Raw genomic sequence first — 24,553 nt, forward strand, 5'->3', positions numbered from 1 at the left:
TTGACGAGTTTCTTCCCGTACCAGACCAGCGGTTCGGTCAGGGCCGCGACCTGCTCGGGGCGAGAGGTACTTGGCGTTCCGGAGACCGAAGCTGCCTTCCAATTCGGCCATGGCAACGGGGCCGATAATGATGGCCCATGGATATCGGGCAAACGCCCCCTAGCTCTCAGGGCAGGAGATGTGCTTCAAACGCGAGGCGCCCATCACATCGATCACAATCCACCCAAAACGATCGATTTCAATTTGATTGCCACAAACGATACATCGATCGGGCCAACCATCTTGGCGCCAACTTGCTAATTCGGACAGTGAGGCACCATATGCATATGCTGTCCATTCTGCTCTACTGAACCCGAGTTGATTTTGCACGTCCGCAGCTAAAGAAGAATCTAGTATTTCGTCAAGCGCCTGCTCTGCTTGCTGAACACTGATCCGCCCCTCGATGAGATCACTGAGAATGTCACCTTCACTCATAGCTTAATCTTCCGCCCTGGAACCGGAGGCTTATAAATTTCACCTGTCGTCGGATCTGCGGACCCGAGGTGCCTGCCTTTGTTATCATACACTTCAATATCGTTGTGAGTGTAATCCCACTCATAGTAGCGCGTTTTGGAACCTGTTCCAGATTTCTTGCGGCCGTTGCCGGCGTTGTCCAACTCCTGCCAAACCTTGCTCTCTCCTTTTGTGGGATTTGTCAGCCGACCATCATCCGCCTGATCGCCTCCGGTGTCAGTCTTTTCGTTGTACACGACCAGCATGCCGCCGGAAGAAAGCTGACCTGCTACATCGCCAAGCATTGAGGCTGGCATGTTTGCCCCGGCGACCTTCCCGGACATCAATTCATAACCACCGTTATCCGTAGTGACCAGCACGAGCGAGACCTGCTGACCTGTGGGCAGAGTGACGACGACGTGGCGACTGAGCTCATCTTGTTGGCCAGTCATGCGGATTGTCGTACCGTCAGCGAGCGTCTGCGTATGATCAACTGAAGCGCCGGCAGAAGTCGGATCTAATAGGAGGAAGATGGCTCCAGCGATTGTTGGAGTGGCAGCGCGCTTTGCAATTGTGGTGGCAACGGCGACCATGCTCTCGAAGGACGCAAGGCAAGTCAATGCTCCTTGCGGCGTTACGGCCACGGTTCCGCCGGGCGTTGGGATCAGGCAGGAGGATGCGGCATGAGCAGGAGTGACAAGCCAGTCGAAAAGATTGAAACCTGCATCTCCACTCTGCTGGCCGCAGCTCATCAACGCGGCTCGAACCGTAGGATCATCCTCATAAGCCAAGAGCTTCTTAACCGAGTCCGAATCAGGCAGTGATAACTTGCCGTCATTGACCATCCGGTCAATTGCCGCGCTAACCGCCTCGGCGATGGTCTTGCCCGCCTCCACAACCGCCTTTAGGCTGTTGGTCGACAAATACACCTCAAGCTCTACATGCTTGTCCCTGGTGATCTCGTAGGCCTTGTCTGGGTCGCGGTTGAGCTCATCGAGCGGGCGCGTGGAAGTGCCGTCCTGTTCGAGCGCCGCCTGCTGTTGCTGGTCGCGAATGACGATGTCGCCTGGCCCGACGGTGGCGCGAACCGTCTGGCGCGTATCGTCGAGCTGATAGGAGCCCTCCAACGTGTGGTTAGTGGTGGAATTGCCGTTCTCGTCTTTGCCACTGGAAAGATCGATGCCGAGCTCGACGCTGAAACCTTCGTAGTTCTTCTGGCCATCGAAGTTGTCATAGGTCAGCGTGCCGGTATCGAGGATGAGGTCGCCGGATTCGGAGATGATCTTACCGGCACCCAGATGAGTATTACCGCCGACGATGATGTCCATCGTCCCGGTTGAGACGAGACCCGACTGCTCGGTGATCCAGTTGGTTTCGCCGGAGCCGCTGCCACCACCGATCTGCACGCCGGACAGGAGCTGGCCGCCGCCCAGGCTGAAGCCACCGGAAACGGAGTGGTTGGAGCTGGCCCCGGTGTCGGGAACGGAGAGGATGGTCAGATCGCCACCGACATTTGCGGTCACCGTATCGCCGGAGACCACCGCGCCCGCGAGACGCGTATCGTTTCCTGACTCCAGGGTGACGTCACCGGTGCCGTTGACGTGACTATTGACCTGAGTGGTCCCATCCGCGTTGGACTTGCCAGCCGACGCACTGGCACTACCTGTCAGTCCGCCGCTGACGCCCTTGATGCCGACGCCGGCGGAAGTGCCGAAGCTTGCCCCTCCTGACGTGCTGGTCGTCGATGTGATGCTGTTGCTCGCCTGGGCGACGTTGCCGACGCCGTGTTCTTGCCAAAGGTGCTGTCGGAGCGTTGCTGGGTGGCGACAATGTTGACATCGTCGCCAGCTTCGAGGTTGGCACTGCCGCCGGCCTTCAGCGAGGAACCGGCGACAAGGATATCGTCGCGAGCCTTGATCGTCGCATCGGTGCCGGCCGAAAGCTGCGACTGCTGCTGATCGGTCGATGTCGTCGTCGTGTAGCCGTCGCTGGTCTTGCGGGCGAGGCCCGCGGAGACGACATTGACGGAACCCGCCTCAGCAGTGACGGCTATCAAGCCGATCGAAAAGATCTCCGACATCAAGATTTTCGATACCGGAGGCATGCTTGGTCGCGGTAACGGCGCGACCACCGGAAACGGCATCGGCATGGGCGACGGCCTGGCCGCGCAGCTTCTCTCCTATCAAGCCAACAAGCCGATTCTCGACCGGTTGATGAAAGAAGCAGGCTTCGACGGCGATAACGCTGTCTCGTCTCTGCTGGACAATCTGGACACCGGCAAAGCCAACGGACTAGCAACGACGTCGACAAACGCAGCCTCCATCGATACCGCCCCGCCCGCTCCCAAGGCGCCTGGCAAGAAGGACGTTTGAAAATCGGCAGCTACGGTATCCAGCCCGTCGCGAGCGCGCCTGCCCACTCCGGGCGGGCGTTTTCTTTTGCGAGTCGCGACATGGCCATGTGGTCGTAGGCGACGGTGCGGAAGATCGGGAGCCAGCTGGTCTCGCCCTTCTCCAGTATGCAATAAGACGCCAGCGGATGGCCGGTCTCGACCTTGTGGTGGTGCGGCAGGTCATCGTCATAGGCCGGGCAGCCGACGCTGCCGGGATTGACGATCAGCCTGCTATCGCTGAGGCGAACCATTCGCGGGATATGGCTGTGGCCGCAGAGGATCAACGGGAAATCCGCGCCCTTGGCCAGCGCCTCGATCTCCGCCAGCGGCTTCAAAAAGACATGTCCTTCCGTAGACACGGACTCCAGCCAATAGGTACTGTCGTTCGCCGGCGTCGCATGGCAGAGGAAGACCTCATCACGGTAGACCGCGCTCGGCGGCAGCCCGCGCAACCATTGCAGGTCGTCCGCCGTCAGCTGATCAAACGCCGCCGCATCGGAAGCGTGCATGGCCTCGCGCTGTTGTTCGATCAAATAGCGATCGTGATTGCCGCGGACGGTCAGCATGTCCCGCGCCCGCAGCAGCCCGGCGGTTCGCCCTGCTGTCAGCGGGCCGCTAAAGCAGTCGCCGAGATTAACGATATCGGTAATGCGCTGCGCGGCGATATCGGCCAGCACCGCCTCCAGCGCCATATCGTTCCCGTGAACATCCGCGATCGCCGCAAATCGCATGGCTTAGCTACCGCGATAGGTCGAGTAGCCGTAGGGCGAGATCAACAGCGGCACGTGGTAATGCGCGGTCACGTCGGCAATGCCGAAGCGGATCGGCACGAGGTCCAGAAAGGCCGGGTGCGGCAACGCGATGCCCGCCGCGCGCAGATAGTCGCCGGCATGAAAGAGCAGTTCGTAAGTTCCCGCCTTGAAACTGTCGCCATTCAGGATCGGCCCGCCGTCGACGCGGCCGTCGGAGTTGGTCCTGACCGTCTTCAGGTGACGGCGGACGTCGCCTTCAACATGAAAGAGATCGATCCTCAGCCCCTCGGCCGGCTTGCCGGAGGCGGTATCGAGTACGTGGGTGGTCAGTCCGGTCATAGGCTGGGCTCGCTGATGATGTAGGGCGTTTCGAAGAAGTATTCTTCCAGATTGTTGCCGGGTCCCTCGCGATCGACGACAAGGAAATCACTGAGGGCACTGAGCGACATCAGCGGATGGTGCCAGGCGTTGCGGCGATAATTCACGCCCTGATCGCCCCGCGCCAGGAACACCAGAGGACGACCGGGCCGGCCGTCCTCGTCCTCCGCGACGACAACGAGGTACGGGCGACCGGAGACCGGCGAAAAGCTCTGACTGCCAAACGGATGCCGCTCCATCATGCCGATCTCATAGGGAAAGACCCGAGGCTGGCCGCGAAAGAGGTTGATGATGACGCGCGCGCCCTCGCCCACCGCTTCGGCGGCAGCGAGCGCATGGAAACGCTCGGTCGTGCCGTTGTTGATATAGCGCATCGTTGCCGGATCGGCTTCGATGACATCGCCGAAAGGCGCGAAGGCGGATTTGGTCAGGGGAAGAATATCAAGGAACTGAGACATGTCGTTATTCGCCTTGGATGCGCCAATGGCGTATCGACTGAAGCTGCGAGATAAGGTCCGCCAGATCGCATTTGACGGTAGCCCAAATGGCCGAAAGATCCGCACGGTAATAGTCGTGCACAACTAGGTTCCGCATTCCCTCTATCTTTGACCAAGGAAGTTCGGGATGCTCGCGAATGAAATCTGGGTCGTTGATGCCAATACGAGCCGCCGCCTCGCCCAAGAAGACCAGCGACATCGTCACAGCCAGTTGGGTCCTGATATCCGCCAGAAAGGCGCTTTCGGTCATACCGTCGGTCAGTGTACGTGCCTGCTCGGCCGCCTGCTGCATCCGATCGATGTGCTCCACCAGCCGTTCGACGCTCATACCACGGTCGCTTCCGAAAGAACGCGTTCGCGTTTCCTGTCCGGCAACCCTTCTGGTGTTACAAGATCGACCTTTATACCAAGCGTTTCCTTCAGTTCCTCCAGCAACCCGCCGAGATCGAAAAGAGTCGTGCACGGCAACGTATCCACCAGAATATCCAGATCGCTGTCCGGCCGATCTTCACCGCGCGTCACCGAACCGAAGACACGCGGGTTCGCCGCGCTGAAGCGCTTGGTCGCTTCGCGAATCGCCTGCCTGTTCTTCTGCAACACTTCTGAGGGCTTCATGACGCAACTATAAGTCACGGGCGCAAAAGAGAAAAGCACCAAGGAGCCGCCTGTCTCAACGCCCTGGAAGCATCGTTTCAAGACGCAGGAACGCGATGCGCTCGACCTCAGCCGTGGCCGCTTCGAACTCTTCGTCGCGCGTGTTGCCGATGCGTTTTTCAAAGGCCGTCAGGATGTCGTCCTTGTTCAAGCCCTTGACAGCAATGATGAAGGGAAAGCTGAATTTCTCGACATAGGCCGTATTGAGCTCGGAGAAACGGACATGTTCCTCCGCACTCAGCCGGTCGAGCCCAGCGCCTGCCTGCTCCTTCTTGCTGTCTTCGGTGAGTTCGCCCGCTATCGCGAGGCGTCCTGCAAGATCGGGATGGGCGCGCAGTACGCTCAGCCGCTCCTCCGGGCTCGCCGCCCGGAAGATCGCGACGAGCGCCGTATGCACACGATCCACCGTCAATTCATCTCCGACGAAACCATCCTCATAGGCACGCTCGGCAATGAACGGCGAATGTTCGAAAACACCGCCGTAGCGCGATACGAACTCGTCACGCGAAAGCATCAGATCGTCTCCGGCTTGTGGTGCGTATGCCAATGCTGGGCGATCTCGAGACGCCTTGGGATCCACACCTTGTCGTGCTTCAGCACATATTCCATGAAGCGCTTCAGCGCCGCCGCGCGACCGGGACGACCGACCAGGCGGCAATGCAGGCCGACAGACATCATCTTCGGGCTGCCCGCCTTACCTTCCTCATAGAGCGTGTCGAAGGCATCTTTGAGGTAGGTGAAAAACTGATCGCCCGAGTTGAAGCCCTGCGGCGTAGCAAAGCGCATATCGTTGGTCTCGAGTGTATAGGGGATGATCAGGAACGGCTTGTCGTCGATACCTTTCACCCAGAACGGCAGGTCGTCGGCATAAGAGTCCGAGGAATAAAGGAAACCGCCCTCCTCCATGACGAGGCGCAGCGTGTTGTCGGAGGGCTTGCCCTGATACATGCCGTAGGGCCGCTCGCCGGTCAGTTCCGTGTGCAGGCGCACGGCTTCCTGGATGTGCTTGCGCTCGACGTCCTCCTGGAAATCCTTGTATTCCAGCCACCGGTAGCCATGGCTGGCGATCTCCCAGCCGGCCTCCTTCATGGCCGCAACCGCTTCCGGATTGCGCGCCATGGCCAAGGTCACGCCGTAGACGGTGGTTTGAACGTCGAGCTCCGTGAACATCCGCCACAGGCGCCAGAAACCGGCGCGCGAGCCATACTCATAGATCGATTCCATGTTGAGGTTGCGCTTGCCCGGCCAGGGCGCGGCACCGACGATTTCCGACAGCAGGTTCTCGGAAGCCGGATCGCCATCAAGGATACAGCTCTCGCCACCCTCCTCGTAGTTGATGACGAACTGGACGGCGACGCGCGCATCGCCCGGCCACTTCGGATCGGGCGTATTGCGTCCATAACCGATCAGATTGCGCGGATAAGTCTCGGATACCATGAAATCACCTTCCTGAAAGTCGGCGAAACGGTAGCATCCGGAGAGGGAATGTCGAGACGGAAAGTACGCAACAGAGTTTCACCTTTACGGACAAAGCCTTAGGCAAATGCAGGCACGCGATCCCGCCGGGCACTGACCTTGCCCATCGGGTGCAGCGAATGCACGCGAAACGGTCCGCCATTCCCCTCTTCGATCATCAGAGCGACATTCGCCACCTTGATAGGATTGGCAAGCACTGGCTCGAATACATTGCGAAGCGCCTGCTCGACCCTGGGCATGTCGCACTGACTGACAGGGCCGGTCAGCGGCATGTGGAAGCGAAATTCGTCCATCACATAAGGGTTTCCCCAGCGGTGCAGGTTGGTGAACTGCGCCGCCGACAGACCGCCGGGATCCGTACGCTCGATTTCCGCCTCACTCAACGGCGCACGAAAACGATCGAACTCTTGGACAACGGCGCAGGCGAGATAGTGAAGATGCTCGCAGGGCAACGACGGAGCGAGGCTATAGAAGCCGCCGACCCGCGCGACCTCCAGCTTCCTGATCTGGAACGGCGAAAGCGTACCGCAAAAGCGCATGAGATCCCGCAGAAGTTGCACCTCCGACATGTCGGCGGCAAGGCGGAAGGGCGCCTTCAGAACACCGTGAAAGCCGTAGCGGCGCGGCATTGCCGTATGGAAGGCAATCTCGTGGATACTCAATCCGCGGATGGCGGTCGGCTCGACCATCTCCCCGGAAAACACGTTCCGGCCCAACCAATTTGCAGCCACATGCGAGAGCGGGTCGCTCGCAGCTGGCGTAAAGCAAATGGCATAGCGCATGCAATTTCCTCCGTCGAACATACGGCGCGGCCATCCCTTGGCGCCGCGGTTGCGCTAGCAGATAGGTGATTTGCATGACAGATTAACGAAAGGCAGGAATTGCTAATTCACGTTTAGCGTGAAGCCACACGAATGTGATTAGCAAGGAGGAAGCTGTCTGGCAGAGCAAAGCGCGGCTGGCGACCGGCCGCCAGGTCGACCGCTGCGGCGGCAAGACGGTGGGCGACACCAAAACTGACCTTGAAGCCACCGGTCAGTGCGATCAATCCGTCATGGTCGGGGTGGACGCCAATCATCGGGTCACGGTCGATTGCCTTCGGCCGCAGACCGGCCCATCGTTCAAGCACGGGTGCGCTCCGCAGCGCCGGCACCAATTGTCCGGCTGCCTCAAGCAGCGCGTCGAGTTGTCCATCGGTCGAAAACGGCTCGTCGAAGCGATTCTCGCTGGTACTGCCGACGGCGACGTGGCCTCCCTCATGCGCAACAATATACAGCCCGTCGCGGAAGATCGTCGGCAAGGACGGGTCTATATCGACTTTCAACAACGCTGCCTGTCCTTTGACGGGCTGGCCGAGCGGCCTGGCAAGGCCAGCGGTGTAGCGGCCCAGCAATGGAAAGGATTGGTGCCCGGCCGCAACAAGGCATCGGCCGAACGCAACGTCACCTGCGGTCGTTCTTGCAACCTTGCGTCCAAAATCGAGATCCTCGACCGAAACATGCTCGGCAACCCGCACATGCCGGCCTTCGCGCAGCGATGTGGCCAGTACAGCAGTCAGCGACCGGGGAGCAACCCTAGCGGCAAGCGTATCGTGCACGAAGCCACTTTCGCAAGCCATGGCATCGAGCCAATTGTCCTGAGGAGGCCTATTAAGGACATGCCAGTGGAACCGCCGCTCACCCGCGATCCAGCGATCGTCGGCATCGCGGCTATGGCCAAGCGCAATCTCGCGCAAGTGAGGCTTCGGCAGTGGGATGAGACGCCCTGAACGGCGATAGCCTGCCGAAAGGCCAGTCTGCTCCTCCAAAGCAGCAATTTCCGCCTCCAGCGAAACCAGCGCATCGAACTGGAATTGCTTCTTGGCGTTCCACTTGTCCGGCATATGCGGCATGAGCGCGCCGAGCAGCCCACCGCTTGCGCCATGGCCAAGCCGATCGGCGTCGACGAGCAATGCGTCAATGCCAAGACGCTCCGCGTGAACCGCCGCCCACAATCCCATGATGCCGCCGCCGACGATCAGCAGGGAAGTCGATGATTGACCGGACGACTGGGCCGGACTATCGGCTTTGGTCATGACAGATACGGATCCTGAAAAAACTCCTGGCGCGCAGCAGCCGCTCGAATGGCGCGACGGCGATATGCCCTATTCGCCGGCTTTTGGCGACCATTTTTATTGCCAGACGGACGGTAGGCTTGAATGTGGGCATGTCTTCCTTGCCGGCAACGGTCTGCCGCAGCGCTGGCAGGATCAGGGCGACTTCCTGATCGGCGAACTCGGCTTCGGTACCGGCCTTAACTTTGCCGAAACCTGGCGACAGTGGAAACTCAATCGGCGCACGGGGCAGAAATTGCACTTCATGTCGTTCGAGCTTTATCCGATGCAACGCAGGGAAATCGACCGCGCGCTGTCTCATTGGACCGAGATCGACGCGGAACGGCAAGCCCTGGCTGCAGCATGGCCGGAGACACCCAAGGGCACCGTGTCCCTAAGCCTTGATAGCCAGACGACCCTCAGCGTCGTCTGTGGTCGCGCGCTAGACGGGGTCGAAGCCGCCGAAGCGGGCTTCGATGCTTGGTATCTCGACGGCTTCGCGCCGTCGCGCAACGCTGACATGTGGTCCGGGGAACTGATGCACCTCGTCTGCGAAAAGACGCAAACGAACGGAACCTTTGCGACTTACGCCGCAGCCGGCTTCGTCCGGCGCAATCTGCTCGCGGCGGGCTTTGTCGTCGAGCGTCGCAGCGGCTTTGCCGGCAAGCGCGAGATGCTTTGTGGCATCAAATCCTAGTTCGTGCCTGTCCATAAACGGCGGTTTTTCGTCGATTTCTGCGGGAGTTTGGCGGCAGAGAGGATGTGGGGAGACGACCGGTACCATACTGAAGGCGGTGCGTTTCCATTTGACTGCTGTTCATGACGAAGCCGCTTAGACCAACCGTCGTCCCGCGCCGGTATTGACTAACTTTCACACGGAAAGTCGCTCCTTGCATACCGTTTCGACGAGAGTTTGAAGAGCCTTCACGCGCTCGACGAGCCAGGCGAGCTCCTCGTTGCTGATTGTGTATTTCGACGAATATCGCGCTTCCACATAGGCCCGCGACAGCAACTCGAAGCAGCGCCGTGAAAACCGGCTTTCACGCGGCCATGCCTCGACCAGCCTGATATCAAGCCCTTCGCCTTGAGAGCGAAGAACCTTCAGACGATGAGATTTGGGGCTGTAGAGGGTCAGCGTCAGTAGAGCGCAGTGATAGTAGCTTTCGCAGGCTTGGTGAAGCATGAAGGCTGCATGATTTCTATCTTCTTGAACTGCGTAAAATTGCGCGCCTTCCAAGAACTTTCCCGCGTTAAAGAACCATCGGTCGAAGTGCGTTTTGGCTTCAAACCGCTCGTCCTCCGCCGTCAGCGGCTTCGGTTGCGCCAGCGGATGGCCGGGCTCCTCGTAGAGGGGAATGCCGTCTCTGGCGATGTCGACGAAGAAGGGGCGACCGCGGGACAGCTGGTCGTTGACATCGGCCAACGTGTGGATGATCGGCACGACCGGGGTTTCGATGCGGTGCGCGATCTGCTCCGTCAACAGCCGCTCCTCGATGTTCTCCCAGAGTTCCTGCTCCTCGGCAAACGCCTTGCTGTTGACGACGATCAACAGATCGTAGTCGGAGCGATAGCCGCTCAGGTGATCCTCGACCCAGTCGCCGCGGCCATAAGAACCATAGAGAATGACCTTCAGGATCCTGCCGAAATTGCGCTTGGCCGACAGCTTGCCGGCCTGGAAGCCATCGACCTCGGCAAACAGGATCTCGAGGATGCGCGCCAGTTCGCGCCGCTTCCTGTCCGGCAGATGTTCGATATGGTCGGTCAGGGTCAAAGCCGCGTCAAAGCCTTCGGTCAGAATCGCATCCATCGTAGCGGTTCCATGGTGATTGCGCATCTAAACGTTATACGGGAAAGCGCCTGCAAGTACAATCAAGCTCCAGCCGGGCGTCATGCTGCAAGGGCGGCGCACATCTCTCCAATCGTTCGAACTCGTCTCGATCGCGGTTGCGCTCGGAGTCGCGCTGAAGCTCGTCCAACCGTAAAACCCGCTGTTCGGCGGGATCTGTTCTTATGTCTGCGGTATGTTGTACGGGATCATGCCTGGATGACCTCTGTGATTTTTGGTTCGCCTTCTTCGATCTCACCTTCGGCGGCCCTCTTCCTATCCGCTCGCCCGGGCTTAGCGGCCTCGATCGCAACCCCCAACGCATCGTGAAATTCAGCGATCTCGTGACTATACGCGTTTCCGGCGGCACCAAGTTCGCCTGCGTGGGCTCGAAGATGGTTTGGGCGGGCTTCGGACGCCAATCCGAACAGGCTAAAAGCCAAGCCTGTTTCGGGATGGAAGGCTGTCGGTGAAGACACGATTGACAGCCTGACCAACCCAAAGTCCTGCTTTCATGTTTGCATTCCTGCCGCAATTCGTCGATGCCAACGCGGGGCTCGTCTGATTGCAGCTTCCCGTTCTAGCTATAGCTCGCCGAGCGACCCGTCTGTCGCCCGTTCCTGCCCAACCACAGCTCCAGCTTCTCTTCGAGCAGCTCCGGGCTGATTGGCTTTGACATGTAATCATCCATGCCTGCCTCCAGGCAAAGGTCGCGATCGGCCTCCAGCGCATGCGCGGTTACCCCAACGATTGGAACGCGATGGCCTTGCCCGCGCTCCCGATCGCGTATCGCGCGCGTCGCGTCATGGCCGTTCATCACGGGCATCGAGACATCCATCACGATGATGCGCGGGGTGTGGCGGTGCCACGCTTCCACCGCCTCCTGGCCGTTGCCGACAACGAGAAAGCTACGACCGCTTTCCCGCAAGATCTGGGTGAAGACGATCTGGTTGACTTCGTTGTCTTCCGCGACCAGCACGTCAATGAACTCCGTCAGCGCCGTCTCGGAAGGCTCGGCCTTGGGCAGCGGCGATGGCATCGCTTCCGCGCTAGACTGCATGACAGCAGCAGCGGCGACCTGCTTTGTCCGGCTTGCACGCACGACGTCTGCGATGGTGTTCCTCAGCACGTTCGCCCTCGCCGGCTTCATCAGATAGGCTTGGCCGTTAAGAGCCGCGAACTCTTTTTCGGTTCCGGAAATGTCCATCGATGTCAGAAAGATAATCGGCAGGCGCTCGAAGCGGCTGTCGGTGCGCAGTTTCCGTGCGATCTCGGCGCCATTCATGCCAGGCATCTGATAGTCCAGCACGACTGCATCGACCCCCAAGCCAAATTCATGCGCAGCCTCGAGGATTGCAAACGCCGCAGGTCCGTCTTCGGCGGCGGCGCCATCGAAGCCCCAAAGAGCCAACTGCTCGGTCAGAATCTGTCGGTTGACCGCATTGTCGTCGACGACGAGAACATGGGCGCCCCTCACGTTGACCGGCAGCGTCTTTGGCGCCAGCCGAGCCGCGGCCACGACGAAAGGCAGGTTCACGGTAAAGACCGAGCCCTCACCCGGCCGACTGTCCACCTCAAGATAGCCACCAAACAGGTCGACTAGCCCTGCAGTGATGGCGAGGCCGAGGCCTGTTCCTTCGTGACGACGTGTAGAGGATGCGTCTATCTGCGAGAACTTGTCGAAAATGGACTCCAGCTTGTCATCCGGAATGCCGATGCCAGTATCCTCGATCCGGATGCTCGCCATGATCTCGTCTTGCGCGCCCGGCGCAAAGCTAATGTCCACAAGGACGTGACCGTGCTCCGTGAACTTTACCGCATTGCCGACGAGATTGGTGATGATCTGCCGGAAGCGCCCCGCGTCGCCGATCACAGCCGACGGCAAATCGGGCGCCGTGCGCACGAGCAGTTCGATGTTCTTTTCGGCCGCGGGCGAAGACAAGAGGGTCGCAACATCCTCGATCGCTTCGACAAGATCGAACGTCGTGCGCCGGAGCGTCATCTGGCCGGCATCGATCTTCGAGAAATCGAGAATATCATTGATGATCGTCACCAGTGCATTGCCTGATTTGACGATGATATCGATGAACGTCTTCTGGCGCGTATCAAGATCGGTCTTCGCCAACAACTCCGCCATGCCGAGGACACCATTCATTGGTGTCCGGATCTCGTGGCTCATGTTCGCCAGGAATTCCGATTTGACGCGATCGGCCGCCTCCGCCCGCGACAGGAGCCGCTCGAGCTCGGCCTCTCGCTCCTTCGCTTCGGTGACATCGGTAAACAACGCAATCCAATGCTGCCGCTCGCTGATGGTAGCGTCAAGGTTAACCCAACGTTCGCCAGCGACATGGAATGGAGTCGAGATCGGCTTCCCGGCTGCGATGTTGTCTCGCCAACTCGTGAGGATTTCGTCCTCCTGGCCGTGAAAATCCCCCCGCTCGGCGCAGAACCGGAAGAGGTCGATCCATCCCCGACCGACAGTCAGGTACTCGGGCGGTATCGCCAGGATATCGCCAAGCGGATCGCTCGCGAGCAGGATGATCCCGTCCTGCACGATCAGAAGACCCTGGGACATGGCGCGCGTCGCATCATGCATCAGATCGCCCATATGCTCGAGCGCCGCCCGCGTTTCGTGGACTTCCCTTTCGCGCTCACGAACTGCGGTCACATCCGCATAGGAAAGTAGAACCCGGCCATTGGAGAGACTTCTGCCATCGAACAGCACCCGCTTGCCACCGACCCAACCGAGCTCCACCGGCCGCTGTTCCCTCTCCGCCGCCTGGAAATGCGCCTCGCGCCGAACAAGAATCTGCTCCGGCGTCACTTTGGCGCCGTAGCGCCCAAGCTTGTGATTGTGGCGGATTACGTCGATGAACGCCCAGCCGTCGAAGCGGTTGTCGCGCGGCAGATCCCAGACATCGTAAAACTCGTCGTTGGCGTAGAGAACGTTGCGCCTGTCGTCCAGGATCATGACGCCGACGGGAAGAGCGCGAAGGATGTTGTCAAGATCCTCGGTCAGGGCCTGGCTGCGGGCCAAATCCGACGCCGGCCTGTCGCCATCCCGGCGAGGTGCTCGCCTCTCGAAAAGACCGAGCACGTAGACACGGTCTTCGGAAGGCGAGAAGCTTTCGATGCGCACCCGCTCGTGTTCAGCGCCGCTGCTGTCAAAGCAAACGGCATTTTCCTCACTTGCGAAAACGAGCGCGCGCCGCTCCTTGTCTTCGCGGGTCTCCTCTTCCGGCGTGTCGATCAATTCGCGGCTCCGGTGGCCGATAAAATCAGAAATTTCCTTTCCAAAGAAGGACGCATAGGCCTCGTTGACTGCGACGTAACGAAGCTCGCTGTTCTTGACATAGGCAGGGCGATCCAGATCTGCGATCCGGCGGCAGGCCAGTTCGAGAAGGTCCCCGTCCGATGTCAAAATCAGTCCCCAGTCAGAAAAAGTTCGCTCGTCGAGCAACTATAGCTGCGCCGCTTTAACAAGGCTTTAACCATGATTTAGGGGGCAATGAGCAATGTGCGCATTGGCCGGCGCCGTATGATCACAAGCAGTAAACATCCAGGAACTGTGGTATAGTTTCAGTCGTTTCTAAAATGAACTCGTTCAGCTGGCCCCGTAGACCCGAACGGCTTCTCCTGACGGCTTCAAGAACAAGCTTCGTCAACGAAAGGAGACGACCATGTCTGTACTTCATAAAAGCATGGCGGCGGGCTTAATGGCATTGACCCTGACCGGGACAACGTTCCTCCCGGCAACGCCCGCGAATGCCCATAGCGACTTCTGGGGCGGCGTCGCGGCTGGGGCTGTCGGTGGCATCCTATTGTCGCAGATCGCACGCCCCTATCCCTACTACGGCTACTATCCTGGGCCGTATTACCGGCCCTATTACAGGCCCTACTACAGGCCTTACTATGGATCCGCGTATCGGCCCTACTATGGCTCCTATTACCGGCCCTATTATGGATCGTACTATCGATATCCGGCCTATCGAAGCTACTACAGACCGTATTACCGCGACTACTACGCCCCCCGTTGTCATGTTCAATGGCACCGCAATGGATGGGGCGAGGCTTACCGTACAAGGGTTTGCTATTGAAAACTGAGCTGGTTTGAAGTGTCACAGGGCCTTCGCGCCGGCGCTCGGTCGACCGGCCGCTATTGACTTTTGGCCCGAACTAGACCAAATGCAGGCCAGCTTTCACCTTCCGGCCGCCGCGTGAGCGTGCTCCTGCCAGCAAATAGGATGCAGGAAGAAGGGCAAAAGCGCATTTCATACAGGCCGCATCCCAAGACGCGGCAGAAGCGCTGGAAAGCTTTTTCCAACAAGACAAGTTCCCACTTCACGCGGGGTGCTTGACGCCAGAATGACACCGGGCCGCACTCTGCGATCCGGCGGATTTGTTTTGGCGCGCCCTAAAAAGGTTATGAATTGACCAATTTTGAATCGCTTGGTGTCTCCAAGCCGATCGTCGCCACACTTTTCCAGCTCGGCATCGAAAAGCCGACCCCCATTCAGGAAAAGGCGATCCCGCTTCTTCTCGAAGGCCGCGATCTCATCGGCCTTGCCCAGACCGGCACCGGCAAGACGGCTGCCTTCGGCCTGCCGCTTATCGAAAAGCTCATCCCTGAAGAGCGCCGTCCGGACAACCGTACCACCCGCACGCTGATCCTGGCCCCGACCCGCGAACTGGTGAACCAGATCGCCCAGAACCTGAAGAACTTCCTGCGCAAGTCGCACCTGCGCATCAACGTCGTCGTCGGCGGCGTGTCGATCAACAAGCAGCAGCTGCAGCTTGAAAAGGGCACCGACATTCTCGTTGCTACGCCTGGACGCTTGCTCGACCTCGTTGCCCGCCGTGCTATTGGCCTCACCGCCGTGCGCTACCTCGTTCTGGACGAAGCCGACCAGATGCTCGACCTCGGCTTCGTGCACGACCTGCGCAAGATCGCCAAGATGGTGCCGAAGAAGCGCCAGACAATGCTGTTCTCGGCAACCATGCCGAAGTCGATCGCCGATCTCGCCGGCGAATACCTAACGAACCCGGTCACCGTCGAAGTGACGCCTCCGGGCAAGGCTGCCGACAAGGTCGAGCAGTATGTCCACTTCGTAAACGGCAAGAATGACAAGACCGACCTTCTGAAGAAGTCGCTCACCGAGAACCCGGATGGCCGCGCCATCGTCTTCCTGCGCACCAAGCATGGTGCGGAGAAGCTGATGAAGCATCTCGACCACGTCGGCTATTCCGTCGCCTCGATCCACGGCAACAAGAGCCAGGGCCAGCGCGAGCGCGCCCTCAAGGCCTTCCGTGACGGCGACATCAAGACCCTGATCGCGACCGACGTCGCAGCCCGCGGCATCGACATCCCGGCCGTCAGCCATGTCTACAACTACGACCTGCCTGAGGTTCCCGACGCCTACGTCCACCGCATCGGCCGTACCGCCCGCGCCGGCCGCGACGGCATCGCGATCGCCTTCTGCGCACCCGATGAAACCCGCCTCCTGCGCGACATCGAGCGCCTGATGAACATCAGCATCTCAGTCGCAAGCGGCGAAGCACCGGCCAACATGAACGCGACCCCACGCCGCGGCAACGGCAATGGCGGCAACCGCGGCCAGGGTCGTGGTGGTGAGAACCGTGGTGGTGAGCGTCGTGGCGGCGAGGGCCATCGTGCAGGCGGCCGCCCAGAGCGTCGTCCACGCCCCGAAGCCGGCGACGAAGTCCGCGCCAACAACGAGGAACGCCGCGAGCGTCGTGCCCGCCCCGAGCGCCAGCCCCAGCGCAACGAGGACTTCCGGGGCCAGCGTCGCGGTGAGCCGACGCCGATGACATCGGGCCCCGATAATGATCTGGCCACGACGTCGGACTTCCGTCCGGCCCGCAAGGCGCAGCGCCCGCAGCATGGTAACCATGCCAACGGCGAGAACCGCCATCATCCTGGCGGCGGCGCCCGCAATGCACACGGCCGCCCGGCCCGCAAGCACGGCGAAGATCGCGGTGCACAGGCCCACGGTGGCGGTGAACGTCGCGAAGGCAACGGCGGCAACCGTCGCGGTGGTCCCTCGCGTGGTGGCAACAGCCAGCGCCGCGAACGCGCCTGATCAAAAGCAGGGGCGGGAGAAATCCCGCCCTTTACAATGCGCATCTTGCGGCGCCAGATTGATTCCTCATCATTTCAATCCTGCCTTGTACCGACCCGCCAGCCGCGGTAGCATGATGGCGCTGCTGTAGGGCGCGTCGGCTTCAAGCCGGAGGGGCATTGCCCGCCTACGTACGACAAAGTCAAACGTAGTCCGCGCCCATGCCAAATATCGAAAACCTCAAAAAGCAAGCCAAGACTTACCTGCGATGGCATCGCGAACAGTACTTTCCCGTTGCCGCACAGATCAGATGGATTCTGCCCAGATATCGAGATCAAAGCGACCGAGCGATCATGGATGCAGACTTCAGGCTCAGCGACACGCAGGAGCTTGCCGCCAGAAAGCATGGCTTTGCAAATTGGCCGGCGCTGGTCGAAGGGATCGAAACCATGACGAAATCGACAGTGTTGGACAGCAGACGCCCGCTGATGCTCTCCGCAGAGCCGCAGCTCTTCGTCTCCGACATCAATGCCTCATCCCAATTCTACGTCCGAAAACTCGGCTTTGAAATTGCGTTCCTCTACGGCGAGCCGCCCTTCTATGCTCAAGTCTTTCGCGGCGGCGCACGCTTAAACCTGCGAAAGGTCGGGGCGCCGGTTTTCGACACTGGATTCAGAGCCCGAGAGGTCGATGCCCTCTCCGCAACGCTTACGGTCGATGATCCGAAGCAGTTGTTTCTGGAGTATCGGGCTGCCGACGCTTCGTTCCATCAGCCCTTACGCAACGAGCCATGGGGCGCGCGCACTTTTATCGTGCAGGACCCCGACGGAAACCTGATCGCCTTTTCAGGGACGGCTCCCTAGGCGCGCTGAAGCTCCTTCGCATCCCGCAGAGGAACTTTCACCGGTCTGTTGGTCAGATATACCCCGGTCACCACGACGATGGTGCCGAGGATCAGTGGCAATGTCAGCGGCTCGCCGAAGGCGATAAAAGCCTCGAGTGCCACCGTCGGCGGCATCATGTAGATGAGCGATGCCGCCTGCGAAACCTTGCCCCGGCGGATGAGATAGAGCAGCAGTCCGACGCCGCCCATCGACAGGCCGGACACGGACCAGATGAGCGCCCCAATGGCCTGTGCCGATCCGTCGAAGCGCATGCGCTCGAAGCAGAGCACCAGCGGCATCGTGACGATCAGGGCACCGACAAATTGCAACGTGGCGATGGGAAGAAGCTTGCCGGTCTGCAGATGCTTCTTCTGATAGAGCGTTCCGTAGGTGACGGAACACATGGCGATAAGATTGATCGCCAGCGGCACGGCCGCATGCGCCAGATCGGCCGTTGCCGGATCGAAGAGCTTCGGCGAGATCGCGATGGCGATACCGAGGAAGCCAAGCAGCAGGCCCAGCCTCTGGACGCCCTGCAAACGCTCGCCGACGAGGAGCGGCGCAGCCATCGCCGTCAAAAGCGGCTGCATGGCAGCAATGACTCCGGATATTCCCGCCGGCACGCCATTCGCAATCGCCCACCACAAGCCGCCAAGATAGAAGCCGTGCAGGAACATACCGGAATAGAGTGCCTTGAAAGCAACAGCCCGGCCCGGCCACGCCGCGCGCATGGCAAGACAAAGGCTGAGAAACGCCAGCGCCGAAAGCGCATAACGCACCGCGAGGAACGTGAAGGGCTCTGAATGTATCGCGGCGTATTTCGCCACGACCCAGCCGGTTGACCAGAGGAAAACGAAGATGACGGGTGCAATGCGATCAAGCAACATGAATTGGTCCTGGGGCAACGGATTGCCGCGCTGATAGCCGACCGGTGGCCCCGCCGTCAAAGGCGAAGCATTGATGCTTACCTGCAGTTTCGTTGATGGGTGGCGCGATCGACAGAGATACGGCTGGGCCCGAAAATGAATCGAATGCCGATCTGAAAATAATCAGGCGCCTATATTTTGAGCGACCACCAGGGATTGACGGCCACCGCAGCCATGTCAGATTTTGATAAATGCCCAGTTTTTTGGCTCTTTTGGCCACTTGGGAGGATTTTACAAATCTCACCCCCGAACTGTGCATGGTTCTTGCATTGCTTATTGCGTTGTATTCAAATGAACAAAAAAGGGGAGCCACACCTTTGGCATTTGATGAAATGATCACCGGGGACGAAAATCCTCGTCAGCCATATGAGAAATATTTTGAGTGGTACAATAACCAAGATCGAACGCATCTAATTGCCAAATCCCGGGACGCGGAAAACATCTTTCGCAAGACGGGCATCACCTTCGCTGTCTACGGACACGCAGACTCCTCCGAAAAGCTCATCCCCTTCGATATCATCCCCCGCATCATCTCAGGTCGCGAATGGCGCAAGCTCGCCCAGGGCATCGAACAGCGGGTGATCGCGCTCAACGCCTTTCTCGACGACATCTACCACAAGCAGGAAATCATCCGCGCCGGCCGCATTCCGCGCGAACTGATCGAGAGGAATGACGCCTTCCTGCCGGAGATGATCGGCTTCCGTCCGCCGGGCGGCGTCTACACGCACATTGTCGGCACCGATATCGTGCGCACCGGCGAGGACGAGTTCTACGTGTTGGAGGACAACGCTCGCACGCCATCCGGTGTCAGCTACATGCTGGAAAACCGCGAGACGATGATGCAGATGTTCCCGGAACTGTTCCACGCCAACAAGGTCCGGCCGGTCGAGGACTATCCCTACCTGCTGCGCCAGAGCCTGGCGTCGCTGGCGCCTCCGGGCTGCAAGGGCAAGCCGCGCGTCGCCGTGCTCACGCCTGGCATCTACAATTCCGCCTATTACGAGCATTCCTTCCTCGCAGACACCATGGGCGTCGAGTTGGTCGAGGGCTCGGATCTTCGCGTCATCGACGGCAAGGTGAAAATGCGCACGACCCGCGGCTATGAGGCGATCGACGTGCTCTATCGCCGCGTCGACGACGACTTCCTTGATCCCCTCACCTTCCGGCCGGATTCGGCGCTCGGCATTCCTGGCATCATGGACGTCTACCGTTCCGGCAACATCACCATCGCCAATGCACCGGGCACCGGCATATCGGACGACAAGGCGATCTATTCCTACATGCCCGAGATCGTCGAGTTCTATACTGGGCGCAAGCCGATCCTGGAAAACGTGCCGACCTGGCGCTGTTCCGAACCACAGAGCCTCAAATACGTCCTCGAGCATCTCGAAGAGCTTGTCATCAAGGAAGTACACGGCTCCGGCGGCTATGGCATGCTGGTCGGACCGACGGCCACCAAGAAGGAGCGCGCCGATTTTGCCGAAAAGCTGAAGGTAAAGCCCGCCAACTACATCGCACAGCCGACGCTTTCGCTCTCGACCGTGCCGATCCTCGTCAACAAGGGAATTGCGCCGCGTCATGTGGACCTGCGCCCCTATGTTCTCGTTTCCGACAAGGTGCAGATCATCCCTGGCGGATTGACCCGCGTGGCTCTTAAACAGGGCTCGCTTGTGGTCAATTCCAGCCAGGGCGGCGGCACAAAAGATACCTGGGTATTGGAGGACTGATGCTCGGAAGAACTGCAAACGGACTCTACTGGATGTTCCGTTACTTCGAACGCGCCGAGAACATCGCGCGCCTCATCGATGCCGGTCTGCGCATGTCTCTGACGAGAAGCGGAACCGGTGACGACGATTGGGACGGCGTCCTGCAAAGTGCGGGCGTCCGCGAGACCTACGACGAGGGCCACAGCAAGCTGACGAGCGCCGACGCGATCGACTACCTGCTACGCGATAGGAGCAACCCTTCGAGCGTCATGTCCTGCGTCGACTATGGGCGAAACAACGCCCGCATGGTGCGCACCGCGCTGACACGCGAGACGTGGGAAGCAACGAACGAATTCTGGATCGAGCTGAAGGCGCTGCTGTCCAAGCGGCTGAAGGCAGCGGAATTGCCGGAAGCGATCGATGCCATCAAGCATCGCGCCGGGCTGATCCGCGGTGCCTTCCACGGCTCCATGCTCAGAAACGAACTCTACAATTTCGCCCGCATCGGCACCTTTATCGAGCGCGCGGACAATACGAGCCGTATTCTCGACGTGAAGTACTATGTGCTCCTGCCCTCGGTCTCCGCCGTCGGCACGTCGATCGACAACATCCAATGGGAGTCGATCCTGCGGTCCGTCTCCGCCCACCGCTCCTACAGCTGGGCCTATGACGGCGAATATCGGGCGATGAACATCGCCGACTTCCTGATCCTCAACGGCCAGATGCCACGCTCGCTTGCCTACTGCTACGAAAAGATCGTCAGCGAACTCGGCTATCTCGCCAAGGATTACGGCGAACGGTTGCCGGCACACGACACGGCAGATGCCATCCGCAAGAGCCTCCAGACGCGCGCCATCAAGGAGATCATGGACCAGGGCCTGCATGAGTTTCTGGAAGATTTTGTCACGCGCAACAACCAGCTCGGCATGGAAATTTCCGACGGTTACCGGTTCTATGCATAGGCGGGCACGACATGAAACTTAAGATCAGCCACGTTACCGAATATCACTATGAGGAACCGTCCGCCTTCTCGCTACAGCGGTTGCGGCTGACGCCGCCGACCGTGACCGGACAGAGGATCCTCAATTGGTCGCTGCATGTCGAGGGCGCGAAACCCGAGGTCGAATATGACGACCAGTTCGGCAATCACATCAACCTCGTTTCGCTGGAAGGCGAGCAGCGCACGACCCGCATCGTCGCAGAAGGCGAAGTCGAGACCGAAGATCAAAATGGCGTCCTCGGCGCTCACAGCGGGTTCTGCCCGCTGTGGCTGTTCCTGCGCGAGACGCCGAGGACGAAGCCCGGCAAGCTCGTCAAGGAACTGATCAAGGGCGTCAGCGGTGACAACGAACTGGCTCGCATGCATGCGCTGATGTCGGGGATTCACGAGGCAGTGGCCTACCGGCGCGGAACCAGCGACACAGAAACGACAGCGGAGCAAGCGCTGGAGAAGAAGAGCGGCGTCTGCCAGGATCACGCCCATGTCTTCGTCGCCGCGGCACGCAGCCTCGGCGTACCGGCGCGCTACGTCTCCGGCTACCTGATGATGGAAGAGAAAGTCGAGCAGGCGGCAACGCACGCTTGGGGCGAGGCGCATGTCCCGGGCCTTGGTTGGGTCGGCTTCGACCCGGCCAACAACATCTGCCCTGATGCACGCTATGTGCGCGTCGCCTCCGGCCTCTGTTACCGCGACGCGGCCCCCGTTTCAGGCATGCGCATCGGCACGCCGGGAGAAAAGCTCTCGGTCGTCGTCAAGGTCGAAGATCAGGGGCAGATGCAGAGCCAAAGCCAGAGCTGAAGGAGGCCTGCGAAGAATTCGTATCGAGACCTTGTCCGAGCCGCCGCACAGCGGCTCGGTTCCTTTTGGGCCATCGTTAAGCCAGCGTATAGGCCGTCTTGACGCTCGTATAGAACTCGGCCGCGTACTTGCCCTGCTCGCGCGGGCCGTAGGACGAGCCTTTGCGGCCACCGAAGGGAACGTGGAAGTCGACACCTGCGGTCGGCAGGTTGACCATGACCATCCCGGCCTCGGAGTTGCGCTTGAAATGCGTCGCGTGCTTGAGGCTTGTCGTAGCAATCCCGGCTGACAGGCCGAACGGCGTGTCGTTGGCGACGCTGAGCGCTTCTTCGTAGTCCTTGACGCGGATGACCGAGACAACAGGACCGAAGATCTCCTCCCTGCTGATACGCATCTGGTTCGTGGCTTCCGTAAACAGCGTCGGCTGCAGATAGAAGCCAGGCGTCTCACGGTTGATGAGTTCGCCGCCGAAGGCGAGCTTGGCGCCCTCTTTCCGGCCGATCTCGATGTAATCGGTATCCGTCTTCAGCTGCCTTTCATCGACCACAGGGCCGATATGCGTGCCCGGCTTCATCGCGTTGTCGACGACCAGCGTCTGAAGCTTTTCCGTCAGCGCCGCCACGAACTTGTCGTGGATGCCTTCGGTGACGATCAAACGCGAGGACGCAGTGCAGCGCTGGCCGGTGGAGAAGAAACCGGAATTGGCTGCTGCTTCGACAGCAACCGTGAGGTCAGCATCGTCGAGGACGACCATCGGGTTCTTGCCGCCCATTTCGAGCTGGAACTTGCGGTTATGCTCGATCGAGGCGGCTGCGACGCGGCGGCCGGTGCCGGTGGAACCGGTAAACGTGATGCCCGTAACATCCGGACTGTCGAGCATCGCCTGGCCGACAACCGAGCCCTTGCCCATGACGAGGTTCAGCACGCCCTTCGGCAGGCCGGCACGGTGCAGGATGTCGACGATTGCCCAGGAGCAGGCCGGAACGAGTTCGGCGGGCTTGAAGACGACGGTGTTGCCGTAGCAAAGCGCCGGCGCGATCTTCCACGCGGGAATCGCGATCGGGAAGTTCCAGGGCGTGATGATACCAATGACACCGAGCGGATCACGGGTGATCTCGACACCGATGTTGGGGCGAACAGATGGGATGACCTCGCCAGCAAGGCGCAGCGCCTCGCCGGCGAAGAATTCGAAGATCTGCGACGCGCGAATGGTCTCGCCGATCGCCTCGGGAAGCGTCTTGCCCTCTTCGCGGGCGAGCAGCGCGCCGAGTTCATCCTTGCGCGCCATGATCTCGTCGCCGGCCTTCTTGAGGATGACATGACGTTCCCAGATACCAGAGCGTGACCAGGCAGGGAAAGCTGCTTTGGCGGCGGCAATCGCATTCTTCGTATCTTCGGTCGTACCGTCCGCATAGAGGCCAACGACCTCGTTAGTGTCCGACGGATTGATGTTCTTCGTCACGTCCGAGCCGACCCATTCGCCGGCTATGAGGTTTTTATAAATGGTCATGGGCTGACTAGGCCTCCTTCACCGTTCTGTAGAAACGGTCCGGCCGCCGAAGCGGCCGGGCCTTACAAAATCAGAGCTGCTTGACAGCAATCTCTTCTTCAGCGGCAATCTTCAGAGGGTTGCGCAGCGGCAGGCCGAACTCGGCGACTTCGATTTCGAAGACATCGCCCTCTTCCGTCTTGATGCCTTCTGCGAAGGAGAGCGTCGCGGTGCCGAACATATGAACGTGAACGTCGCCGGGCACACGGAACAGGCCGTACTTGAAGTGATGATATTCGAGATTGGCGAAGGTGTGCGACATGTTCGCTTCGCCTGACAGGAAGGGCTTCTCGAAGATCACCTTGTCGCCACGCTTGATGCGCGATGTGCCGCGGATATCCTCGGGCGCAGCACCGATACGGATCTCGGGACCGAAGCTTGCCGGGCGCAGCTTGGAATGCGCGAGGTAGAGGTAGTTGATCCGCTCAGTGACGTGATCGGAGAACTCGTTGGACAGCGCAAAGCCGACGCGAAACGGCGTGCCGTCTTGCGCAATGACATAGATGCCGGCCATTTCGGGCTCTTCGCCGCCATCAAGCGCGAAGGACGGAGAAACGAGGGGTGCGCCGGGAGCAGCCGAACCGTAGCCGTTGCCCTTGTAGAACCACTCGGGCTGAACGCCCTTCTCGCCCGCTTTCGGCTTGCCGTTCTCCAGGCCCATCTTGAACATCTTCATCGAGTCGGTGAGCGTGTCGTCAGCCGCCTCGGAGGTCTTCTTGTGCATGGAGTCGCGCGTTGCAGCCGAACCCAGATGCGTTAGACCGGTGCCCGTCAGATGCAGGTGCGCGGCGTCAGGATGCGTCATCGGTGGCAAAAACTTGCCTTCGGCATAAGCCTTTTCGAGGTCGACCGCATCGCCCAGGCCATGCGCTTCGATTACCTTTAGCAGCGACTTGCCGCTGTTTGCGGCTTCCATTGCCAGCGCGTAGACGCTGCCGGCATTCTTGACGGCTTTCGCGGTACCGCCCGGCTCGCGCACGGCGACAATGATCTCTCCGTTCGAACCCTTGATCTGCGAAATGAGCACGGTCTTCATCCTTTTTTCGATAGCG

24 protein-coding genes and 1 pseudogene are annotated in these 24,553 nt (G+C 60.0%); 8 read left to right on the plus strand and 17 right to left on the minus strand.

The features are described from left to right. Nucleotides 1-159: 159 nt before the first annotated feature. Genes NBG89_RS11315 through NBG89_RS11325 form a run of 3 tightly spaced genes read right to left on the minus strand, consistent with a single transcriptional unit; the run spans nucleotide 160 to nucleotide 2,641 of the window. The gene (locus NBG89_RS11315) at nucleotides 160-474 is read right to left on the minus strand and encodes a hypothetical protein (protein ID WP_431320042.1); all 315 of its coding nucleotides are present in this window, start codon (nucleotides 472-474) and stop codon (nucleotides 160-162) included. Continuing rightward, nucleotides 471-2,243, minus strand: coding sequence for a hemagglutinin repeat-containing protein (locus tag NBG89_RS11320; RefSeq protein WP_431322670.1), 1,773 nt, complete (start codon nucleotides 2,241-2,243; stop codon nucleotides 471-473). Before NBG89_RS11320 ends, NBG89_RS11315 begins: the two co-directional genes overlap by 4 nt. Further along, nucleotides 2,159-2,641 carry a hemagglutinin repeat-containing protein gene (locus NBG89_RS11325; RefSeq protein ID WP_431320043.1) on the minus strand — a complete coding sequence of 161 codons (483 nt, stop codon included), beginning with the start codon at nucleotides 2,639-2,641 and terminating at the stop codon, nucleotides 2,159-2,161. The genes NBG89_RS11320 and NBG89_RS11325 overlap by 85 nt, the downstream gene beginning before the upstream one ends. On the opposite strand from NBG89_RS11325, the pseudogene NBG89_RS11330 reads away from it, so the two are divergent. Beyond that, nucleotides 2,541-2,864: pseudogene (locus NBG89_RS11330) on the plus strand (flotillin domain-containing protein); the annotation flags it as partial. The gene NBG89_RS11325 and the pseudogene NBG89_RS11330 sit on opposite strands and share 101 nt — an antisense overlap. Before the next feature lie 10 nt (nucleotides 2,865-2,874). On the opposite strand, the gene NBG89_RS11335 reads toward NBG89_RS11330, so the two are convergent. From NBG89_RS11335 to NBG89_RS11375, 9 genes are all read right to left on the minus strand, one after another. Then, nucleotides 2,875-3,615 (minus strand): metallophosphoesterase family protein, encoded by a 741-nt coding sequence (locus NBG89_RS11335; RefSeq protein WP_431320044.1) that lies wholly within the window; start codon nucleotides 3,613-3,615, stop codon nucleotides 2,875-2,877. A gap of 3 nt (nucleotides 3,616-3,618) precedes the next feature. After that, nucleotides 3,619-3,975, minus strand: coding sequence for a hydroxyisourate hydrolase (gene uraH / locus NBG89_RS11340; protein WP_431320045.1), 357 nt, complete (start codon nucleotides 3,973-3,975; stop codon nucleotides 3,619-3,621). Then, the gene (locus tag NBG89_RS11345; protein WP_431320046.1) at nucleotides 3,972-4,472 is read right to left on the minus strand and encodes an ureidoglycolate lyase; all 501 of its coding nucleotides are present in this window, start codon (nucleotides 4,470-4,472) and stop codon (nucleotides 3,972-3,974) included. The genes uraH and NBG89_RS11345 overlap by 4 nt, the downstream gene beginning before the upstream one ends. 4 nt (nucleotides 4,473-4,476) lie before the next feature. Next, entirely contained in the window at nucleotides 4,477-4,839 is a 363-nt protein-coding gene (locus tag NBG89_RS11350; RefSeq protein ID WP_431320047.1) for a HepT-like ribonuclease domain-containing protein, read from the minus strand. Next, on the minus strand, nucleotides 4,836-5,126 hold the full coding sequence (locus NBG89_RS11355) for a nucleotidyltransferase family protein (RefSeq protein WP_431320048.1): 291 nt from the start codon (nucleotides 5,124-5,126) through the stop codon (nucleotides 4,836-4,838). The genes NBG89_RS11350 and NBG89_RS11355 overlap by 4 nt, the downstream gene beginning before the upstream one ends. A gap of 55 nt (nucleotides 5,127-5,181) precedes the next feature. Further along, nucleotides 5,182-5,679, minus strand: a complete 498-nt coding sequence (gene uraD / locus NBG89_RS11360; protein WP_431320049.1) for a 2-oxo-4-hydroxy-4-carboxy-5-ureidoimidazoline decarboxylase — start codon at nucleotides 5,677-5,679, stop codon at nucleotides 5,182-5,184. Next, nucleotides 5,679-6,602, minus strand: a complete 924-nt coding sequence (gene puuE, locus NBG89_RS11365) for an allantoinase PuuE (RefSeq protein ID WP_431320050.1) — start codon at nucleotides 6,600-6,602, stop codon at nucleotides 5,679-5,681. Before puuE ends, uraD begins: the two co-directional genes overlap by 1 nt. Nucleotides 6,603-6,700: 98 nt before the next feature. After that, on the minus strand, nucleotides 6,701-7,423 hold the full coding sequence (locus tag NBG89_RS11370; protein ID WP_431320051.1) for a DUF1045 domain-containing protein: 723 nt from the start codon (nucleotides 7,421-7,423) through the stop codon (nucleotides 6,701-6,703). Nucleotides 7,424-7,536: 113 nt separating this feature from the next. Beyond that, nucleotides 7,537-8,715 (minus strand): NAD(P)/FAD-dependent oxidoreductase, encoded by a 1,179-nt coding sequence (locus NBG89_RS11375; RefSeq protein ID WP_431320052.1) that lies wholly within the window; start codon nucleotides 8,713-8,715, stop codon nucleotides 7,537-7,539. On the opposite strand from NBG89_RS11375, the gene mnmD reads away from it, so the two are divergent. Continuing rightward, a complete protein-coding gene (mnmD, locus tag NBG89_RS11380) occupies nucleotides 8,714-9,430 on the plus strand; it encodes a tRNA (5-methylaminomethyl-2-thiouridine)(34)-methyltransferase MnmD (protein ID WP_431320053.1) in 717 nt (238 codons plus the stop codon). The two genes, NBG89_RS11375 and mnmD, sit on opposite strands and share 2 nt — an antisense overlap. A 174-nt stretch (nucleotides 9,431-9,604) precedes the next feature. Here mnmD and NBG89_RS11385 read toward each other — a convergent pair whose 3' ends face one another. Both NBG89_RS11385 and NBG89_RS11390 read right to left on the minus strand, forming a co-directional pair. After that, entirely contained in the window at nucleotides 9,605-10,540 is a 936-nt protein-coding gene (locus NBG89_RS11385; RefSeq protein WP_431320054.1) for a HEPN domain-containing protein, read from the minus strand. A 598-nt stretch (nucleotides 10,541-11,138) separates the two neighbouring features. Beyond that, the gene (locus NBG89_RS11390) at nucleotides 11,139-13,979 is read right to left on the minus strand and encodes a response regulator (RefSeq protein WP_431320055.1); all 2,841 of its coding nucleotides are present in this window, start codon (nucleotides 13,977-13,979) and stop codon (nucleotides 11,139-11,141) included. Between the two features lie 259 nt (nucleotides 13,980-14,238). Between NBG89_RS11390 and NBG89_RS11395 the strand changes: the two genes are divergently transcribed. The 3 genes from NBG89_RS11395 to NBG89_RS11405 all read left to right on the plus strand — a co-directional run bounded on the left by NBG89_RS11395 (nucleotide 14,239) and on the right by NBG89_RS11405 (nucleotide 17,501). Continuing rightward, a complete protein-coding gene (locus tag NBG89_RS11395) occupies nucleotides 14,239-14,655 on the plus strand; it encodes a hypothetical protein (RefSeq protein WP_431320056.1) in 417 nt (138 codons plus the stop codon). A gap of 333 nt (nucleotides 14,656-14,988) precedes the next feature. Beyond that, a complete protein-coding gene (locus NBG89_RS11400; protein WP_431320057.1) occupies nucleotides 14,989-16,659 on the plus strand; it encodes a DEAD/DEAH box helicase in 1,671 nt (556 codons plus the stop codon). A 200-nt stretch (nucleotides 16,660-16,859) separates the two neighbouring features. Further along, nucleotides 16,860-17,501 (plus strand): bleomycin resistance protein, encoded by a 642-nt coding sequence (locus NBG89_RS11405; protein WP_431320058.1) that lies wholly within the window; start codon nucleotides 16,860-16,862, stop codon nucleotides 17,499-17,501. Here NBG89_RS11405 and NBG89_RS11410 read toward each other — a convergent pair. Further along, nucleotides 17,498-18,409 carry a DMT family transporter gene (locus tag NBG89_RS11410; protein ID WP_431320059.1) on the minus strand — a complete coding sequence of 304 codons (912 nt, stop codon included), beginning with the start codon at nucleotides 18,407-18,409 and terminating at the stop codon, nucleotides 17,498-17,500. The genes NBG89_RS11405 and NBG89_RS11410 overlap by 4 nt on opposite strands. A gap of 356 nt (nucleotides 18,410-18,765) precedes the next feature. On the opposite strand from NBG89_RS11410, the gene NBG89_RS11415 reads away from it, so the two are divergent. Genes NBG89_RS11415 through NBG89_RS11425 form a run of 3 tightly spaced genes read left to right on the plus strand, consistent with a single transcriptional unit; the run spans nucleotide 18,766 to nucleotide 21,952 of the window. After that, nucleotides 18,766-20,175, plus strand: a complete 1,410-nt coding sequence (locus NBG89_RS11415) for a circularly permuted type 2 ATP-grasp protein (protein WP_088703096.1) — start codon at nucleotides 18,766-18,768, stop codon at nucleotides 20,173-20,175. Beyond that, a complete protein-coding gene (locus NBG89_RS11420) occupies nucleotides 20,175-21,116 on the plus strand; it encodes an alpha-E domain-containing protein (protein ID WP_431320060.1) in 942 nt (313 codons plus the stop codon). Before NBG89_RS11415 ends, NBG89_RS11420 begins: the two co-directional genes overlap by 1 nt. Nucleotides 21,117-21,127: 11 nt before the next feature. Further along, entirely contained in the window at nucleotides 21,128-21,952 is an 825-nt protein-coding gene (locus tag NBG89_RS11425; protein WP_431320061.1) for a transglutaminase family protein, read from the plus strand. A gap of 76 nt (nucleotides 21,953-22,028) precedes the next feature. On the opposite strand, the gene NBG89_RS11430 is transcribed toward NBG89_RS11425, so the two are convergent. Further along, a complete protein-coding gene (locus tag NBG89_RS11430) occupies nucleotides 22,029-23,462 on the minus strand; it encodes an aldehyde dehydrogenase family protein (RefSeq protein ID WP_431320062.1) in 1,434 nt (477 codons plus the stop codon). Between the two features lie 70 nt (nucleotides 23,463-23,532). After that, the gene (gene araD1, locus NBG89_RS11435) at nucleotides 23,533-24,528 is read right to left on the minus strand and encodes an AraD1 family protein (protein ID WP_431322671.1); all 996 of its coding nucleotides are present in this window, start codon (nucleotides 24,526-24,528) and stop codon (nucleotides 23,533-23,535) included. Nucleotides 24,529-24,553 lie beyond the last annotated feature (25 nt).

The sequence above is a fragment of the Rhizobium sp. YTU87027 genome, assembly GCF_050644135.1.
In the GTDB taxonomy this organism is placed as follows: domain Bacteria; phylum Pseudomonadota; class Alphaproteobacteria; order Rhizobiales; family Rhizobiaceae; genus Rhizobium.

Coding starts and splice junctions, on each gene's coding strand:
- NBG89_RS11375 (WP_431320052.1), bottom strand. CDS start 8,715: ATGACCAAAGCCGATAGTCCGGCCCAGTCGTCCGGTCAATCATCGACT.
- NBG89_RS11385 (WP_431320054.1), bottom strand. CDS start 10,540: ATGGATGCGATTCTGACCGAAGGCTTTGACGCGGCTTTGACCCTGACC.
- NBG89_RS11420 (WP_431320060.1), top strand. CDS start 20,175: ATGCTCGGAAGAACTGCAAACGGACTCTACTGGATGTTCCGTTACTTC.
- NBG89_RS11350 (WP_431320047.1), bottom strand. CDS start 4,839: ATGAGCGTCGAACGGCTGGTGGAGCACATCGATCGGATGCAGCAGGCG.
- NBG89_RS11335 (WP_431320044.1), bottom strand. CDS start 3,615: ATGCGATTTGCGGCGATCGCGGATGTTCACGGGAACGATATGGCGCTG.
- puuE (WP_431320050.1), bottom strand. CDS start 6,602: ATGGTATCCGAGACTTATCCGCGCAATCTGATCGGTTATGGACGCAAT.
- NBG89_RS11355 (WP_431320048.1), bottom strand. CDS start 5,126: ATGAAGCCCTCAGAAGTGTTGCAGAAGAACAGGCAGGCGATTCGCGAA.
- NBG89_RS11410 (WP_431320059.1), bottom strand. CDS start 18,409: ATGTTGCTTGATCGCATTGCACCCGTCATCTTCGTTTTCCTCTGGTCA.
- NBG89_RS11370 (WP_431320051.1), bottom strand. CDS start 7,423: ATGCGCTATGCCATTTGCTTTACGCCAGCTGCGAGCGACCCGCTCTCG.
- NBG89_RS11315 (WP_431320042.1), bottom strand. CDS start 474: ATGAGTGAAGGTGACATTCTCAGTGATCTCATCGAGGGGCGGATCAGT.
- NBG89_RS11395 (WP_431320056.1), top strand. CDS start 14,239: ATGTCTGTACTTCATAAAAGCATGGCGGCGGGCTTAATGGCATTGACC.
- NBG89_RS11430 (WP_431320062.1), bottom strand. CDS start 23,462: ATGACCATTTATAAAAACCTCATAGCCGGCGAATGGGTCGGCTCGGAC.
- mnmD (WP_431320053.1), top strand. CDS start 8,714: ATGACAGATACGGATCCTGAAAAAACTCCTGGCGCGCAGCAGCCGCTC.
- NBG89_RS11405 (WP_431320058.1), top strand. CDS start 16,860: ATGCCAAATATCGAAAACCTCAAAAAGCAAGCCAAGACTTACCTGCGA.
- NBG89_RS11345 (WP_431320046.1), bottom strand. CDS start 4,472: ATGTCTCAGTTCCTTGATATTCTTCCCCTGACCAAATCCGCCTTCGCG.
- NBG89_RS11325 (WP_431320043.1), bottom strand. CDS start 2,641: ATGCCGATGCCGTTTCCGGTGGTCGCGCCGTTACCGCGACCAAGCATG.
- NBG89_RS11425 (WP_431320061.1), top strand. CDS start 21,128: ATGAAACTTAAGATCAGCCACGTTACCGAATATCACTATGAGGAACCG.
- uraD (WP_431320049.1), bottom strand. CDS start 5,679: ATGCTTTCGCGTGACGAGTTCGTATCGCGCTACGGCGGTGTTTTCGAA.
- uraH (WP_431320045.1), bottom strand. CDS start 3,975: ATGACCGGACTGACCACCCACGTACTCGATACCGCCTCCGGCAAGCCG.